Annotated in this window: 14 protein-coding genes and 2 pseudogenes; all 16 read left to right on the top strand. The window is 71.6% G+C overall.

Annotated elements, in window-relative coordinates:
* Position 1: 1 nt before the first annotated feature.
* The 16 genes and pseudogenes from ABD352_RS38040 (at position 2) to yicI (ending at position 16,451) form a co-directional block, all read left to right on the top strand.
* Positions 2-2,581, top strand: a complete 2,580-nt coding sequence (locus ABD352_RS38040; RefSeq protein ID WP_344617406.1) for a sensor histidine kinase — start codon at positions 2-4, stop codon at positions 2,579-2,581.
* Positions 2,578-3,267, top strand: coding sequence for a response regulator (locus ABD352_RS38035; protein ID WP_344617405.1), 690 nt, complete (start codon positions 2,578-2,580; stop codon positions 3,265-3,267). Before ABD352_RS38040 ends, ABD352_RS38035 begins: the two co-directional genes overlap by 4 nt.
* Positions 3,268-3,524: 257 nt before the next feature.
* Positions 3,525-4,847 carry a diaminopimelate decarboxylase family protein gene (locus tag ABD352_RS38030; protein ID WP_344617404.1) on the top strand — a complete coding sequence of 441 codons (1,323 nt, stop codon included), beginning with the start codon at positions 3,525-3,527 and terminating at the stop codon, positions 4,845-4,847.
* Positions 4,831-5,013: a hypothetical protein gene (locus ABD352_RS38025; RefSeq protein ID WP_344617403.1), complete on the top strand. Its 183-nt coding sequence runs from the start codon at positions 4,831-4,833 to the stop codon at positions 5,011-5,013. Before ABD352_RS38030 ends, ABD352_RS38025 begins: the two co-directional genes overlap by 17 nt.
* The gene (locus tag ABD352_RS38020; RefSeq protein WP_344617402.1) at positions 5,010-5,138 is read left to right on the top strand and encodes a hypothetical protein; all 129 of its coding nucleotides are present in this window, start codon (positions 5,010-5,012) and stop codon (positions 5,136-5,138) included. Before ABD352_RS38025 ends, ABD352_RS38020 begins: the two co-directional genes overlap by 4 nt.
* A 193-nt stretch (positions 5,139-5,331) precedes the next feature.
* Positions 5,332-5,646: pseudogene (locus ABD352_RS38015) on the top strand (ABC transporter permease subunit); the annotation flags it as partial.
* Positions 5,568-5,942 (top strand): annotated as a pseudogene (locus ABD352_RS38010) (ATP-binding cassette domain-containing protein); the annotation flags it as partial. The pseudogenes ABD352_RS38015 and ABD352_RS38010, both read left to right, overlap by 79 nt.
* A 55-nt stretch (positions 5,943-5,997) precedes the next feature.
* Complete coding sequence (locus ABD352_RS38005; RefSeq protein ID WP_344617401.1) at positions 5,998-6,120, top strand: hypothetical protein; 123 nt, start codon at positions 5,998-6,000, stop codon at positions 6,118-6,120.
* Positions 6,117-6,872 carry an IucA/IucC family C-terminal-domain containing protein gene (locus tag ABD352_RS38000; protein WP_344617400.1) on the top strand — a complete coding sequence of 252 codons (756 nt, stop codon included), beginning with the start codon at positions 6,117-6,119 and terminating at the stop codon, positions 6,870-6,872. The genes ABD352_RS38005 and ABD352_RS38000 overlap by 4 nt, the downstream gene beginning before the upstream one ends.
* Positions 6,873-6,893: 21 nt before the next feature.
* Positions 6,894-8,282 carry a YjgN family protein gene (locus ABD352_RS37995; RefSeq protein ID WP_344617399.1) on the top strand — a complete coding sequence of 463 codons (1,389 nt, stop codon included), beginning with the start codon at positions 6,894-6,896 and terminating at the stop codon, positions 8,280-8,282.
* Positions 8,283-8,488: 206 nt separating this feature from the next.
* Positions 8,489-9,712: a sugar ABC transporter substrate-binding protein gene (locus tag ABD352_RS37990; protein WP_344617398.1), complete on the top strand. Its 1,224-nt coding sequence runs from the start codon at positions 8,489-8,491 to the stop codon at positions 9,710-9,712.
* Complete coding sequence (locus ABD352_RS37985) at positions 9,702-10,502, top strand: ATP-binding cassette domain-containing protein (RefSeq protein ID WP_344617397.1); 801 nt, start codon at positions 9,702-9,704, stop codon at positions 10,500-10,502. Before ABD352_RS37990 ends, ABD352_RS37985 begins: the two co-directional genes overlap by 11 nt.
* Positions 10,499-11,695, top strand: a complete 1,197-nt coding sequence (locus ABD352_RS37980) for a sugar ABC transporter permease (RefSeq protein WP_344617396.1) — start codon at positions 10,499-10,501, stop codon at positions 11,693-11,695. The genes ABD352_RS37985 and ABD352_RS37980 overlap by 4 nt, the downstream gene beginning before the upstream one ends.
* On the top strand, positions 11,692-13,101 hold the full coding sequence (locus ABD352_RS37975; protein ID WP_425553828.1) for a GH1 family beta-glucosidase: 1,410 nt from the start codon (positions 11,692-11,694) through the stop codon (positions 13,099-13,101). Before ABD352_RS37980 ends, ABD352_RS37975 begins: the two co-directional genes overlap by 4 nt.
* On the top strand, positions 13,101-14,108 hold the full coding sequence (locus tag ABD352_RS37970) for a LacI family DNA-binding transcriptional regulator (protein ID WP_344617395.1): 1,008 nt from the start codon (positions 13,101-13,103) through the stop codon (positions 14,106-14,108). The genes ABD352_RS37975 and ABD352_RS37970 overlap by 1 nt, the downstream gene beginning before the upstream one ends.
* A 39-nt stretch (positions 14,109-14,147) precedes the next feature.
* Positions 14,148-16,451, top strand: coding sequence for an alpha-xylosidase (yicI, locus tag ABD352_RS37965; protein ID WP_344617394.1), 2,304 nt, complete (start codon positions 14,148-14,150; stop codon positions 16,449-16,451).
* The last annotated feature ends 72 nt before the right edge of the window (positions 16,452-16,523 follow it).

Raw genomic sequence — 16,523 nt, 5'->3', positions numbered from 1 at the left:
CATGACGGCGCGCGGGACGCTGCGCGTGTACCTGGGTGCAGCCCCGGGCGTCGGCAAGACGTACAAGATGCTGGAGGAGGGGCGGCGCCGGCTCGAACGCGGCACCGACGTCGTCGTCGGATTCGTCGAGACGCACGGCCGTCCCTTCACCGAGGCCATGCTGGACGGCCTCGAGGTCCTGCCGCGCCGGCCCATGACGTACCGGGGTGCGGCCTTTACCGAACTCGACCTCGACGCGGTGCTGGCCCGCCGGCCCGAGATCGCCCTGATCGACGAGCTGGCCCACACGAACGTCCCGGGCAGCCCGCACGCGAAGCGGTGGGAGGACATCGAGCGGCTCCTCGCGGCCGGCATCGACGTGCTCACCACCGTCAACGTGCAGCACCTGGAGTCGCTCAACGACGTGGTGGAGTCCATCACCGGGGTACCGCAGCGCGAGACCGTCCCCGACGCGGTCGTGCGCCGCGCCGAGCAGATCGAGCTCGTCGACATGACACCCGAGGCGCTACGCCGGCGGATGGCCCACGGCAACATCTACAAGCCGGAGAAGATCGACGCCGCCCTCGGCAACTATTTCCGCGTCGGCAACCTCACCGCCCTGCGGGAACTGGCCCTGCTGTGGCTGGCCGACAAGGTCGACGACCAGCTCGACCGCTACCGCGCTGAGCACGGCATCGACAAGACGTGGGAGACCCGCGAGCGGGTGGTGGTCGCGCTGACCGGCGGCCCGGAGGGCGACACGCTCATCCGCCGCGCCGCGCGGATCGCCGCCCGCACCAAGGGCGCCGACCTCATGGCCGTCCACGTCGTGCGCGGGGACGGCCTGGCCGCAGCGGACCCGGCCAACCTCACCCGGCAGCGGCTGCTCGCGGAGTCCCTGGGCGGCACCTACCACCAGGTCCTCGGCGCCGACGTCGCCGGCGCGCTGCTGGACTTCGCCAGCGGCGTCAACGCCACCCAGCTCGTCCTCGGGGCCAGTCGCCGCGGCCGCCTCGCCCAGATCCTCTCGCCCGGCGTCGGCGTCACCACCACCGCCGCGTCCGGCGCCATCGACGTCCACCTCGTCACCCACGAGCAGGCCCGCCAGGGCCGGCTGCGCCTGGCACGTCCCGGCGGCGGCCTGACCCTGCGCCGGCGGCTGCTGGGTGTCGCCGTCGCGGTGACGGGCCTGCCGCTGCTGACCCTCGGCCTCGGCACCATCCGCGAGGACATGTCCCTGCCCAGCGACATCCTCGCCTACCTCGTGCTGGCCGTCGGAGCCGCGCTCGTGGGCGGGCTCCTGCCGGCGCTGATCTGCGCCGTAGGCGGGTTTCTGCTGCTGAACTGGTTCTTCACGCCGCCGCTGTACCAGTTCACGGTGGCCGAGCACGAGAACCTCTTCGCGCTCGTCGCGTTCGTCGGGGTCGCCGTCGCCGTCGCCACCGTCGTCGACGGCGCCGCCCGCCGGGCCCGCGACGCCGCCCGCGCCTCGGCCGAGGCCCAGACCCTCGCGACCCTGGCCGGCAGCGTCCTGCACGGCGACAACCCGCTCGACGCGCTGCTGGAACGGGTGCGCGAGTCCTTCGGCCTGACCAGCGTCACGCTGCTGGAACGGGACGCCGAGCACGCCCCGTGGCGCATCGCGGCCACCGTCGGCGGACAGCCGTGCACCACACCGTCGGACGGGGAGAGCGAGGTTCCCATTGACGACGACGCCGCCCTGGTGCTGCGCGGGCATCCGCTGCAGGCCGCCGACCGGCGCCTCGTCGAGGCGTTCGCCGCCCATGCCGCGATCGCGCTGCGGCAGCGCCGCCTCGGCGAACAGGCCGCCGCGGCCGGCAGCCTCGCCGAGGTCGACAAGCTGCGCACCGCCCTGCTCTCCGCCGTCAGCCACGACCTGCGCACGCCGCTCGCGTCGGCCAAGGCCGCCGTCGGCAGCCTGCGCAGCCCCGACGTGCACTTCTCGCCGGAGGACACCGAGGAGCTGCTCGCCACCGCGGAGGAGTCCCTCGACAAACTCACCCGGCTCGTCGAGAACCTGCTCGACATGTCCCGGCTGCAGGCCGGTGCCCTCGCCATGACCCTGCAGCCGGTCAGCATCGCCGAGGCGGTGCCGCGAGTCATCGACGATCTGGGGCCGCTCGGCACCGGTGTGCGCATCAGCCTCGCCGCCGACCTCCCCGAGGTCCACGCGGACCCTGCCCTGCTCGAACGGGTGCTCGTCAACGTCCTGGCGAACGCGGTCCGATACAGCCCGCCCGGCAACCCACCGATCATCGGCATCAGCGAACATGCGGGCAAGGTGGACATCCGCATCATCGACCACGGCCCCGGGATCCCGGCCGCCGACCGGGAACGCGTCTTCCAGCCCTTCCAGCGCCTCGGCGACCGCGACAACGCCACCGGGGTCGGCCTCGGCCTGGCGCTGTCGCGCGGCCTGGCCGAGGCGATGGGTGGCACGCTCGCCCCGGAGCCGACGCCCGGCGGCGGGCTCACCATGACCCTCACCCTGCCCAGCGCCGACATCATCGGCCCCGTCCGCGCCGATCCCGTGCTCCCTACCTATCTCGACACCTCAGCCGTGGGAAAGGCGGAGCGATGACCCGGACCCGTATCCTCATCGTCGACGACGAGCCGCAACTGCTGCGCGCCCTGCGGATCAACCTGCAGGCCCGCCAGTACGACGTGGTCACCGCCGGCGACGGCACCACCGCCCTTCGCGCGGCCGCCGATCAGCATCCGGACGTCGTGGTGCTCGACCTCGGGCTGCCCGACCTCGACGGCATCGAGGTCCTGCGAACGCTGCGGGCCTGGACACCGGTCCCGGTCGTCGTGCTGTCCGGTCGGCTCGGCAGCAGTGAGAAGGTCGCCGCGCTCGACGCCGGCGCCGACGACTACGTGACCAAACCGTTCAGTGTGGACGAGCTTCTGGCGCGGCTGCGCGCGGTGTCACGCCGCCGCGCCGAACCCGAGCCGTCCTCGGCCGTGCGTATCGGCGACTACGAGGTCGACCTCGCTGCTCACGACGTGCACCGCGCCGACGACCCCGTTCGGCGCCTGCACCTGACCCGCACCGAGTGGCGACTGCTGGAGCTGTTGCTGCGCAACCCGGGCCGGCTGGTCGCGCACCGGGAGCTGCTGGCGCACGTGTGGGGTCCGACGTATGTCGAGGAGAATCACTATCTGCGCCAGTACATGGCCCAGCTGCGCCGCAAGCTCGAGTCCGACCCGGCCCATCCCCGGCACCTGCTGACCGAGCCGGCCATGGGGTACCGCTTCCAGCCCTGAGGGCCTCCACCAGCCGGGCGTCGGCCGTCTCGTCGAGCAGCACTCGGGCGGCGAGGGACAGGCGAGCGCGGCACGGCACGGTGGAAGGCACGTCCCGCACTGTGCCACCGGGCGCCGCTGCTGCCTACCGATCCTGACGAAAGCTGTACGCCGCCCCGGCCAATCTTCACGAAATCCCGACCGGGCACCGGATTCGCGCGTAGAGATTGCGTCAGGGCACCTTGGCGTCCGGCCCCGCCGGTGCCAGCGTTGCCGGTATGACGCTCACCGAAATTCTCCCCTCCTTGCGGGCATCGCTGCCGTTGCACCTGGACGCCGGCGTCTGGCCGGCGAATGCCCGTTGGGGGGCGGACGGCGACCTGCAGGTCGGCGGCGTGAGCCTCGCCGCGCTGGCCGCCGAGCACGGCACCCCGACCTATGTCGTGGACGAGGCCGGAGTGCGGGACCGCTGCCGGGCCTACACCGCCGCGTTCGGCCCGCAGGCCGTCGCCTACACCGCCAAAGCCTTGCTCAGCCGCGATATCGCCCGCTGGATCGCGGAGCAGGGGCTCGGGCTCTACGCGGGCTCCGCCGGCGAGATCCGCATCGCCGAACTCGCCGGCTTCGACATGGCCCGGGTCACGCTCTACGGCAGCGCCAAGACCCCCGAGGACCTCGACGCCGCCTACGCCGCCGGGGTCGGCACCATCGTCGTGGAGTCGCTGGGCGAGATCACCCGGCTCGCCGCGACCGCACCCGACGGCCAGCGCGTGCTCCTGCGCGTCCTCGCCGGGCCGGAGCCCGCGGGCGGCCACGACCGACGCTTCGGTGTACGGGTCGCCGGGGGAGAGGCCGCCGCGGCGGTCGCCCGGATCGCGGCCCAGCCCCGGCTACGGCTCGCCGGGCTCGACTGCTCCCTCGGCCACCAGCTCAACCGCTTCAGCCTCTACGAGCGCGAGATCGGCCGGCTGTGCGAGTTCGCCGCCGCGATGAGCCGCGCACACAACGTCGAACTCGGGCAGCTCAACCTCGGTGGCGGGCACGCCGTCGCCTACCGCCCGGCCGAGCTCGATCTGGCCCTGGACGCGTTCGCGGCCCGGATGCGTACCGTGCTGCACCTGGAGGCCGACCGGCACGGCCTGCCCACCCCGGCGCTGTCCGTCTCACCCGGCCGCGCCGTCGTGGCCCGCGCCGGCGTCACCGTGTACCGCGTGCTGGCCGTCACCCGGACCCAGAGTGGCGAGCGCCTTGTCGCCGTCGACGGCGGCATGTCCGACTGCCCGGCCACCGCCCTGTGCGGCAGCCGGCACAGCGCCGTGCTCATCGGCCGCACCGGCCGGGCCGCCGGCGGGCCGGCCGTCGTCGTCGGGCGGCACAACGACGCCGACGATGTCGTGGTCCCTGACGCCGACCTGCCGGCCGACGTTCACCCCGGCGACCTGCTCGCCGTCGCCGGCACCGGCGCCTACCACCATGCCCGCGCGACGAACTTCCACCTGGTCGCCCGCCCCGCGCTCCTCAGCGCCGCCGACGGTCGCGCCCGGGTCCTCGTGCGCCGCGAGTCCCTCGACGACCTCCTCGCCCGTGACCTCGGACGATGACATCCAGGCAGTCGTGCTGGTCCGCGCCGCGGACCCTGGCGCCGCACGGCTGCAGCGGCTGCTGCGGCGCCTCCCCGCCGTCAGCGCCGCCTGGCTGCTGGCCGGTGACGCGGACCTGCTCCTGCCGACCCGACCACCTGGGAGTTCACCCTCCACAGTGGCGTGAAGTTCTGGAGCAGGGCGCCGGTGGACGCCGCCGCGGTGAAGGCGTCGCTGGAGCGGCACAAGGCGAAGAACTCCCGCGCCAAGCCGATCCTCGGCGCGACGACTTCAACCGCAACCCCGATCTGACCGGATTCATGAAGCCGGTCCAGTTCGTGCCCGGCGAGACCCTGATCGCCGAGGCGAACCCCGACTACTGGGACAAGCCCGCGGCCGGCGTGAAGCTCAAGCGGATCGAGGCACGGCTGGGCACCGACGCGCAGGCGCGGATGCTGGCGCTGCGTTCGGTACCGACAACTACGGCCGTGACCTGCTCGCCCGCGTGCTGTACGGCGGACGCGCATCCCTGGCGACCGCAGCGGTCACCGTCGCCGTCACCGTGGTCGCCGGCACGCTTGCCGGCGCCGCGGCCGGTTATCTCGGCGGCTGGCTCGACCTGGTTGTCACCCGGATCGTCGACGTGCTGCTGGCGTTCCCCCGGCTCATCCTGGCGATCGCGGTCGCCGCACTGCTCGACGCCGGCCTCGCCGGACTCGTGCTCGCCGTCACCGTCGTGTCGTGGCCGAGCTACGCCCGCGTCGTTCGCGGCTACGCCCTGCGACTGCGCGACGAGCCGTACGTCGCCGCGGCCCGCATCGCCGGCCTGTCCTTCCTGGGCCTGGGAGTGCGGCCGCCGAACCCGGAGTGGGGCGCCATGCTCAACGAGGCGCGCGGCTTCGTGGAGGACGCGCCGTGGATGTTCCTCGCACCGGGCCTGGCGATCGTCGCCGTCGTCATCGCTGTCGCCTACCTCGGCGACGCCGTCCGCGACGCTCTCGCGCCGGCGAGACCCGCATCCTCGACGACGTCACACTCGAACTGCGCGCGGGGGAGTGCCTCGGCCTCGTCGGCGAGAGCGGCTCCGGCAAGTCGACCCTCGCCGGAGCCCTGCTCGGCCTGCTCCGCCCGCCGCTGGCGGTATCCGGTGGCCTGACCCTGCCGCGTCATCGTGTTGCACCACGGCCGGATCGTCGAGGAGGCCGCCACCGCCGATCTGCTCGCGGATCCGGCCCACCCACACAGCCGTGAACTCGTCGCCGACACCCCGACGCTGCGGTACGGCCCGGCATGAACCGGCCGCCGCTCGATGCCCGGTTCACCGCACCACGCGGGGCACCCGAGGGACGCGGCTGGCACCACTCGACGGTCCTGTCCGGCCCGATGCTGCCGGAGCTGGTCGCGGACCACGCCCGCGCCCGGGACACCGGCCACCGGGTGGCGGCCGCGTCGCTGCTGTTCTGCCAGTACGTCAACCAGGTCACCGGCCCGGTCCTCGCCCGCTGCTTCCTCGAGGACCGCATCGTCGACGCGTCGGCGGCCAACACGTGGATCCACATTGCCGGCGGCCGTCTCGACAACGCCGCGTTCGCCAGTGACGCCGCGGACGACCGGCCCCGCGACGACACGACCATGGGCTGGCTCGTCGAGCGGATGCTGGACGAGAACTTCGCCCCGGCGATCGAGGCCTGGCACCGCATCACCCGCGTCGGCCGCCGCACCCTGTGGGGCAACGTCGCCAGCGGCATCGCCACCGCGATGCGCAGCATCTCCTGGACGCAGGACGACCCGGCCCGCTACCTGACCGACACCGCCGGGTTGCTCGACCGGCATCCGCGCACCCGGGACCTGTGCGGCGTGGCGGACCTGCCGGCCGGTGACAGCCGGTGGCAGGTACACCATCGGCGCACGTGCTGCCTGATGTACAAGACCGGCGACGGCAGCTTCTGCGCCACCTGCAGCGTGCTTCCGGCGCAGGAGCGAGCGGCCCGGACACACCGCATGGTGGACGCCGCTGCTGCCCGCTGGTGCTCGCCGGCACGGTGAGATCGTGCTACAACCTGCGGCATGACGTGGCGCGATGTGACCCGGCAGGAGCCGTCACGATCCCGGGCACTGATCGTGGCAGGCGGGGTGCTCGCCGCTGTCGGCGTGATGGTGACGGTCTGGGCGGCCGGCACCAGGTCGTGGTGGTTCGCGGTCGTGCTCGGGGCATGGTTGCTGGCGCTGGTCACGATCGGGGTGGTCACGATCGTCGCCAGCGTGCGGGCCATGGGCGGCGCGGCACGTCTCGCGCGGCCGATGCGGTTCGGGGTGACGCGCGGCGGGTTCGGCGTCGGTCCCCTGATCCCCGCCTGGCTCACGGCCGTACCCCCGATGCTCCTCAGTGGGTTCATGACGGCGATGCTGGCAGGACTGTGGCGCCAGGCCGTGGCCGGTGACCCGGACCCGGCGAGGTCGGCGCTGGACAAGGGATTCGCCACGCTCATGACCGCCCTGGTAGCGATGATCATCCTGCTGGCGGTCGTGACGGTGGTCTTTGCCTGGCGGGGTTTGGTGCTGGAGCTGACCCCGGCCGGGCTGTCCTGGCGGGGCCCGCTGTTTCGCCGCACGGTCCCGTGGGAGGCGCTCGCGCCGGGCGGACCGCCCCGCCCGCGACTCGACGCCGACCGGCTCCATCTGGCCGTCACGCAACCCGACCTGGTCGTCCAGCGCGGACTGGCGCTCGGCTTCGGTCCGCGGCAGCACCCGGCGGTGGCGCTGCAGGTCGCGGTGCATCCGTGGTTCCTGGCGGACGCGATCCGCTGGTACGCCGAGCATCCCGAGCACCGCGCCGCCATCGGCACCGACGCCGAACACCAGCGGTTGATCACCGAACTGGCCACAGCGGCCCCGGAACACGAGCAGCCGGCCGGAGCGTCGATGCCCCGCCCACCGCGCCCACGAGCCGTCACCGTCGCCGCCGGGCTCACCTACGCGGCGGTCGCGGTCGGACTCGTGGCGGCAGCGACGAACCTGGTCGTGGCGATCGTCTTCGGCGAGCAGCTCACCGCCGCCGAGCATGCCATGAACGCCGAGGAGCAACGGATCACCGGCGAACCGGTGGGCGAAACGCTGCTGAACGCCGCCGAGTTCGCTCGAGCCTGGACGATCGGCGGGCTCGTGCTGGCCGCCGTCGCCGGCATCGCCGCCGTCGCGCTCGCACGGGCGACGGCACGGGGCAACGACCACGCACGCACCGGCCTCATCACACTCGCCGCCCTCGTCGGCGTCTGGGCAGTGTGCCCCTGCGGGTCGCCCACCCTGGATCTGCCCGACACGACCGGCGTCATCATGTTGCTGCTGTGGCTGCTCGAACGCGGCGCGCTGCTGGCCCTCGGCGCGACCGTCATCGTGCTGCTCCGTCTCCCCACGGCCAACCGATACTTCAGGCCTCCAACCATCAGCCAGGCGTGAAGTCCCGGCCCGATAGGCGGCTGGTAAGCGCGATTCACGGGTGATACGGCGAGCGGGCCTGCGAACGCGCGGCCGGACCCATGCTTCGCGGCGGCCGGGGCGCGGGTCGCGCCCGTCAGGGGACTGACCACGCCGGGGCGGAGTGCCCCGTTGCCGCGCCCGGGCCGTGGCAGCAGCGGAGCGGCGATGACGGTGCGACATCGTCGATGGCCTGGGCAAACACCCAGCCGAACGCGGCGCAACAGGTCCGTAACTTGATGTTGACGACGCCGAGACAACGGGCTAACTTACCTGCCAGGCGGCTGTCGAAGCGCTTCGACAGTTGCTTCGAACATTCTTACCAAGACGGAGCTGGCATGAAGCGGATCATGGCATCGGCCGCCGCGGCGGCTTTACTGCTGAGCGGCTGCGGTAGCGCTAAGAGCGAGGGGGCGAACGGCCCGGCGGCCACCTCGTCCAAGGACGTCATCATCGGGTGGATCTCGCCCGACGCTACCTCGTCCACCCGGTGGGACACACAGGATCGGCCCGCGTTCGAAAAGGCCGTGCAGGCGTTGGCGCCGGGCGCGAAGGTCATCGCCAGCACCGCCCCCAACGACCAGGCGATGTTGCAGCAGGCCGAGTCGGCGATCACCCAGGGTGCCAAGGTACTGGTGATCAACCCGATCACCGCCGAGGGGGCGCTCCCGGTCGTCGATCGCGCGAGGCGTGACCACGTCGCCGTCATCTCCTACGAGGGACTGATCGCCAAGGCGCCCCTCGACGGGTACATCACCTTCAACAACCTCGAGGTCGGTCGCCTCCAGGCGAAGTACATCGTCGACCACGCCGGCGCCGGGGCGACCATCGCGGTGATGAACGGCGCCCAGGTGTGCGAGGCGTGTATCGCGTTCAAGAAGGGCGCGCACGAGGTCTTCGATCCGGCGGTCCAGTCCGGCGCACTCAAGATCGGTTACGAGGCGGACACCCCCGACTGGCAGGCGACCAAGGCACAGGCCCAGACCGACCAGGCGCTGACCAAGCTCGGCGACAACGTCAACGCCATCCTCGCCGCCAACGACGGACTGGCGGGCGGCGTCATCGCTTCGCTCAAGGCTCGCCAGCTCAACGGCAAGGTCGTCGTCACCGGGCAGGACGCCACGGTCGCGGGGCTTCAGGAGATCCTGCTGGGCAACCAGACGATGACCGTCTACAAGGACCTGCACAAGCAGGCTCAGGCGGCCGCCAAGGCCGCGGTGGCGCTGGCGATGGGCAAGCAGGGGGAGACGGGCCTGACCGACACCTACGACAACAGCGGCTCCAAGGTTCCCGCCCTGTTCCTGCAGCCGGTCGTGGTGGACCGTGCGAACATCAAGCAGGTGTTCGACGACGGCTTCGTCACGAAGGCCCAGATCTGCACCGGCGACGTTGCGAGCAAGTGTGACTTCTGAGCGCAGCCGCGGCTCCGACCCCGAGCTGCGCCTGGAAATGCACGGAATCCGTAAGAGCTTCGGCAACGTCGACGCGCTGCGCGGGGTCGACCTCGAAGTACGGCCAGGCGAGATCATGGCGCTGGTCGGCGACAACGGCGCAGGCAAGTCGACGCTCGTCAAGACCCTGTCCGGGGCACAGCCCGCCGATGCGGGAACCATCAGGGTCGACGGCGAGCCGGTCAGCATCACCAGCCCGCAGGACGCCGTCCGTGCCGGGATCGAGACGGTCTACCAGGACCTCGCGCTGTGCGACAACCTCGACGTCGTGGCCAACCTGTACCTGGGCCGCGAGCTGCGCAGCCCGCAGAAGGGCCTGCTCGGGCGGTTTCTCGCGCGGGGCCGGATGAGCCACCACGCGCGGCAGGTGCTCGACGAGCTGGCGGTGACCCTGCCGGCGCTGAGCGCGCCGGTCGCCGCGCTCTCGGGCGGCCAGCGCCAGGCGATCGCCGTCGGCCGCGCGGTGCTGTGGGGGTCGAAGGTCGTCGTCCTCGACGAGCCGACGGCGGCACTCGGCGTCCAGCAGACGGCCACCGTCTACCGGCTCATCCGCACGCTGAGCGAGCGCGGGGTCTCGGTGGTCCTGATCTCGCACAACATGGTCGACGTTTTCGAGCTCGCCGACCGGATCACCGTGCTGCGTCTGGGCGAAGGTGCCGGGGTCTTCACCCCGTCCGAGGCGACCCCACAGGACGTGATCGCGGCGATCACCGGCGGCAACGTAGTGCCACTCGGGGGGAGACGAGCATGAGTACCCAGGTGTCGATCGCACCGTCCGCGGCGCGGTCCCGAGCGCGGCTGTCCATGTTCCGCGGCGACCTCGGCACGTGGCCGGTGCTGGCCGGGCTGGTCTGCATCGCCGTGGGCTTCCAGGCGGCGAACGCGGCGTTCCTGACGTCGCGGAACCTGTCCAACCTCATCCTGCAGACCGGCACCCTGGTGGTGCTGACGCTCGGCATCATGCTCGTGCTGCTGATCGGCGAGATCGACCTGTCGATCGGCGCGGTCAGCGGCGTCACCGCATGCGTCATGGGCATCATGTCGGCGCTGCACGGCTGGCCGGCGTGGGCGGCGATCGCGCTCGCGATCGGCATGGGGGCCGTGATCGGGCTCGTCCAGAGCTCGTGGATCGTGGCCTTCAAGGCGCCGTCGTTCATCGTGACGCTCGCCGGCATGCTGGTCTGGCAGGGGGCGCAGCTGATGCTGCTCTCCGGCCAGAACGGCCAGCTGCGCATCGAGGATCCGGTGATCACCAGCATCGCCTCGAACTACCTGCCCCGGCCGGTCGGGTGGGCACTGACGCTGCTCGTCGCCGTGGCCGGTGCGGGATGGGTCGTCGTACGCAGGTACCTGTCCGTGCGGGCCGGGTACGGCACGAATCCTCTGGTGGCGGACCTGGGACGGGTGCTGGCCATCGTCGCGGCCCCGATCGTGGTGATGCTCGTCCTCGACAGCTACCTCGGGGTGCCGTACATGCTGGTGGCCGTCCTGGCCGTCACCGTGACGCTGGCCGTCGTCACCGGGTTCACGGTGTTCGGCCGGCACATCTACGCCGTCGGCGGCAATGCGGAGGCAGCCCGGCGTACCGGGGTCCGCGTCGGGTCCCTGCGGATCACCGTGTTCGTGATCGCCTCCGCCCTCGCCGCCTTCGCCGGCATCCTGGAGGCCTCGCGCGGATTCGCCGTATCCGTCAACTCCGGCGGTGGCAATGCCGCGCTCAACGCGATCGCGGCCGCGGTCATCGGCGGCACGAGCCTGTTCGGCGGCCGGGGCCGCGTCGTCGGCGCGCTGCTGGGCGCGCTGGTCATCAGCAGCGTCCAGAACGGGCTCGCCCTCATCGGCCAGACGGCGGCGACCCAGATCATCGCGACGGGGCTGATCCTGCTCGCTGCCGTGACGCTCGACATGAGCGCGCGCCGGAAGAACAAGGGGACACGGGCGTGACGGCGCCGGAGCACTCGAACAGCGTCGGCCCGGATGCCCTGGCAGTACTGCCGGCGGATTTCCGCTGGGGCAGCGCGACGGCCGCCTACCAGGTGGAGGGCGCTGCCCGGGAGGACGGCCGCGGCCCGTCCATCTGGGACACGTTCAGCCATACGCCGGGCCGGACGTTCAACGGTGACACCGGGGACGTCGCGGCGGACCACTACCACCGGTACCCCCAGGACGTGCGGCTCATGGCCGAGTTCGGGCTGAACGCGTACCGGTTCTCGATCTCCTGGCCGCGGATCTTCCCCCAGGGCCGGGGCACGGTGAACCAGGCGGGGCTCGATCACTACGACCGGGTCGTGGACACGCTGCTCGAACAGGGCATCGAGCCGATGGTGACGCTCTTCCACTGGGACCTGCCGCAGGCGCTGGAGGACGAGGGCGGCTGGTTCAACCGGGACACCGCGCACCACTTCGCCGACTACGCACAGGTGGTGCTCGAGCGTCTGGCCGACCGGGTCCCGCTGTGGCTGACCCACAACGAACCCTGGACCGTCATCGGGCAGGGCTATTCGCGGGGACTGCACGCCCCCGGCTACCGGGACTACCACAAGGCCGGAACGGCCATCCACCACATGCTGCTCGGGCACGGGGAGGCCGTGCAGCGCTTCCGGGCGCTGGCGCCGGATTCGGCGCAGGTGGGCATCACGCTGTCCATGGCGATGGTCCGGCCGTGGTCGGACGCGCCGGCCGACGTCGCGGCGGCCCGCCTCCTGGACGGCGAGCAGAACCGCGTGTACCTGGACCCGCTCCTGCGCGGGGCCTACCCGGAGGACCTCGACCAGCTGTTCCCGACGCTGTTCGACCCATCGGTGGTCCGCGCGGCCGACCTGGACGTCATCGGCGCCGGGATCGACTTTCTCGGCGTGAACTACTACCTCAACCACATCGTGAAGGCAGACCCGACGGTGCCGGTGCTCGGCGCCCGGCTCATCGACCCGCCCGGGCCGATGATGAGCGCCGGGATCGCGGCGGTGCCGGCCGGCCTGCACGACTGCCTCACCCGGGTCCACCGCGAGTACCGCGAGCTGCCGCTCTACGTCACCGAGGTCGGTGCCTCGGTACACGACTACGTCGACCCGGACGGCAGAGTGAAGGACCAGACCCGCATCGACTATCTGCGCACCTGCGTGGAGTCGATCGCCCGGGCGGTCGACGAGGGGGTCGACGTGCGCGGCCTCTACGTCTGGTCGCTGCTGGACAACCTGGAGTGGGACCTGGGCTACGCGATCCGGTTCGGGCTGTTCTACGTCGACTACCGAACCCAGCAGCGCGTGCCCAAGGACAGCGCGTACTGGTATCGACGGGTCATCGAGGACCACACGCAACGGGCTCGCCGGGCCGGCGAGAGGCTCCAGTAGTGGTCACCATCGCGGACGTTGCGCGTCACGCGGGGGTGTCGGTCAGCACGGTCAGCTACACGCTCTCCGGTAAGCGGCCGATCTCCGCGGAGACGCGTAAGCGGATCGCCCGCAGCGTTGCGGAGCTCGGCTACCGCCCCAACGCCAAGGCGCAGGCGCTGGCCAGCAACCGGACCAACACCCTCGCCCTGATGGCGCCGCTGCGCGCGGACAACAACGTCCCGGTCATCATGCAGTTCGTCGCCGGGATCGCCACGGCAGCCCGGGAGCACGACCACGACATTCTCCTGCTCACCCAGGGCGAAGGCGTGGAAGGGGTACGCCGGGTCAGGGAGACGGCGCTGGTCGATGCGGTGATCGTGATGGACATCGAGGCCGACGACGCCCGCCTGCCGGTACTGCGCAAGATGGGTCTGCCGGCCGTCCTCATCGGCACCACGGAGAACGCCGGCGGGCTGGTCTGGGTCGACCTCGACTTCGGCCGGGCCGCCGAAGCGTGCGTCGACCACCTGGCCGGGCTCGGGCACCGTTCGATCCTCATGCTCGGTTCGCCCAGCGCCGTGTACGAGCGCCGCAGCAGCTATGCCCTGGCGTTCGCGGCCGGCTTCGAATCCGCCGTCCGGCGGCACGGTATCGACGGCCGGTGGTGCCCCAGCGAACCGGCGTACCAGGCCGTGAGCGCGCTCGTCGAACAGGAGCTGGCGAGGCGGCCGGACACGACGGCCCTCGTGGTACACAACGAGGGCATCCTCGGTGCGGTCCTCGGCACGCTGCGCCGCCTCGACCTTCGCGTGCCCGAGGACATCTCCGTGGTGGCGCTCTGCCCGGAGCAGACGGCGGTCAACCAGGTGGTCGAGCTGACCGGGGTTGCCGTCCCGGCCGAGCAGATCGGCCGGGCCGCCGTCGAGATGGTCCTGCGGCAGGTCGACGGCGACGGCACCGCGCAGACCCGCCTCATCGCCCCCCAGCTCACGCTCCGGCAGAGCACGGCGGTGCGCCGTGCGTGACACTCGCCCCACCCCGACGACTCCTTGGGACAGATCGCGATGAAGTTCAACGACGGTTACTGGCTGCTGCGCGAGGGCGTCACGGCGCGGTACGCGACCGAGGCGCTGGACGTGCGCACCAGCGACGCCAGCGCCTCGATCGCGGTGCTGACCAAACGCAACGAGCACCGCGGTTCTGTGCTCAACTCGCCCACGATCACGGTGGAGCTTTCCGCGCCCGCCCCGGACGTGGTGCGTGTGCAGGCCAGCCACCGCACGGTGCTCGAACGCCCGTCGGTACGGTTCGAGGTCTCGCCGGACCCGGTCGACGTGCGCGTCGAACGCGACGACACGGCGGTTCGGCTGACCGCCGGGCGGCTCAGCGTCGAGGCGACGGCGGGCGGTCAATGGGGGCTGCGTTTCCTCGGCGCCGGGACGCCGCTGACGTCCTCGGGCTTCAAGTCGCTGGCCTCGATGACCGACGTCGCCAGCGGCGAGTTCATGGTGGAGCGCCTGACCCTGCCGGTGGGGGCGAACGTCTACGGGTTCGGTGAGCGCTTCACGCCCTTCGTCAAGAACGGCCAGGTGGTCGACAGCTGGAACCAGGACGGCGGGACGGCCAGCGAACAGGCGTACAAGTCGGTCCCCTTCTTCATCACCGACGCCGGCTTCGGGGTCTTCGTCAACTCGCCGGCACGGGTCTCGTTCGAGGTGGCGTCCGAGGTTGTCTCCGCCGTGCAGTTCTCGATCCCCGGGCCGCAACTCGAGTACCTGGTGATCTACGGCCCGACGCCGGCGGAGATCCTGCGCAAGTACACCGCGCTGACCGGCCGCCCCGCCCTGCCGCCGCGGTGGTCGTTCGGCCTGTGGTTGTCGACCTCGTTCACCACCGACTACGACGAGGCGACGGTCACGCACTTCGTCGAGGGGATGGCGCAGCGGGACCTCCCCCTGAGCGTCTTCCATTTCGACTGCTACTGGATGCGCGCCCTGCACTGGTGCGACTTCGAGTGGGACCGGCGGGTGTTTCCGGAGCCGGACAAGATGTTGCAGCGGCTCGGCGACCGCGGCCTGCGGCGCAGCGTCTGGATCAACCCGTACATCGGCCAGCGCTCACCCGTGTTCCAGGAGGCCGCCGCGGCGGGCTATCTGGTGCGCCGCCCGGACGGCACCGTGTGGCAGTCCGACATGTGGGTCGCCGGCATGGGCATCGTGGACTTCACCAATCCCGCCGCGCGCGAATGGTTCGCGGGCAAGATCCGGACACTGCTCCAGTCCGGGGTGGACGCCGTGAAAACCGACTTCGGCGAGCGCATCCCCACGGACGTGGTGTGGTTCGATGGGTCGGACCCGCAGCTCATGCACAACTACTACCCGTTGCTGTACAACCAGACGGTCTTCGACGAGGTACGCCGGCACCGGGGCGCCGGCGAAGCCGTGCTCTTCGCCCGCTCCGCCACGGTCGGCAGCCAGCAGTTCCCCGTCCACTGGGGCGGCGACTGCGAGTCGACGTACACCGCGATGGCCGACTCGCTGCGCGGCGGGCTTTCCCTCGGCCTGGGCGGATTCGGCTTCTGGAGTCATGACATCGGGGGATTCGAGGGCACGCCGTCCGCCGCGCTCTTCAAGCGCTGGGTGGCCTTCGGACTGCTCTCCTCGCATTCGCGGCTGCACGGCTCGGAGTCCTACCGGGTGCCGTGGGCGTTCGACGAGGAAGCGGTGACGGTCACCCGGCAGTTCGCGCAGCTCAAGAACGCCCTCATGCCCTATCTGTGGGCGGCGGCCGTCGACGCGCACCGTCACGGGATACCGGTCATGCGCGCGATGCTGCTCGAGTTCCCGCAGGACCGGACATCATCGTTTCTCGATCGGCAGTACATGCTCGGACCGGACCTGCTCGTCGCGCCGGTCTTCAGCGACCAGGGAGACGTCGAGTTCTACCTGCCGGCCGGGGCATGGACGAGCTATCTCGACGGCGCCACGGTGAACGGACCCAGCTGGGTGCGGCAGCGGCACGACTTCTCGTCGCTTCCCCTGCTGGTCCGGCCCGGATCGGTGCTCGCCCTCGGTTCACGCACCGACCGGCCCGACTACGACGACGCGATCGCGCCGGTGTTCGAGGTCTTCGGGATGGCCGACGGCGACCGGCGCGTCGCCACGCTCTTCGACGCGGCCGGCGACGAGCGGGTCGTCGTCGAGGTGACCCGGACGGGATCGCAGCTGCGGGCAGTTGTCACCCACGGGCTGGAACACCTGACCGAGGGCTGGGCACTGTGCTGGGTCACCGGGCCGCGCGGCCCGCAGCGAGGGCCTCGTGCGGCCGGCTCCTGCACGGCGCGCACCCTGACCCTGACCCTGGACTGAGCAACGGCCGGCCATCCGCCGGGACCCCACGGATCCGGTGGTCCGTGGGGTCCCGGCACGACCGGATCGCGA

The sequence above is a fragment of the Dactylosporangium salmoneum genome, assembly GCF_039532525.1.
In the GTDB taxonomy this organism is placed as follows: domain Bacteria; phylum Actinomycetota; class Actinomycetes; order Mycobacteriales; family Micromonosporaceae; genus Dactylosporangium; species Dactylosporangium salmoneum.
This window is presented reverse-complemented; position numbering and strand designations above follow the sequence as displayed.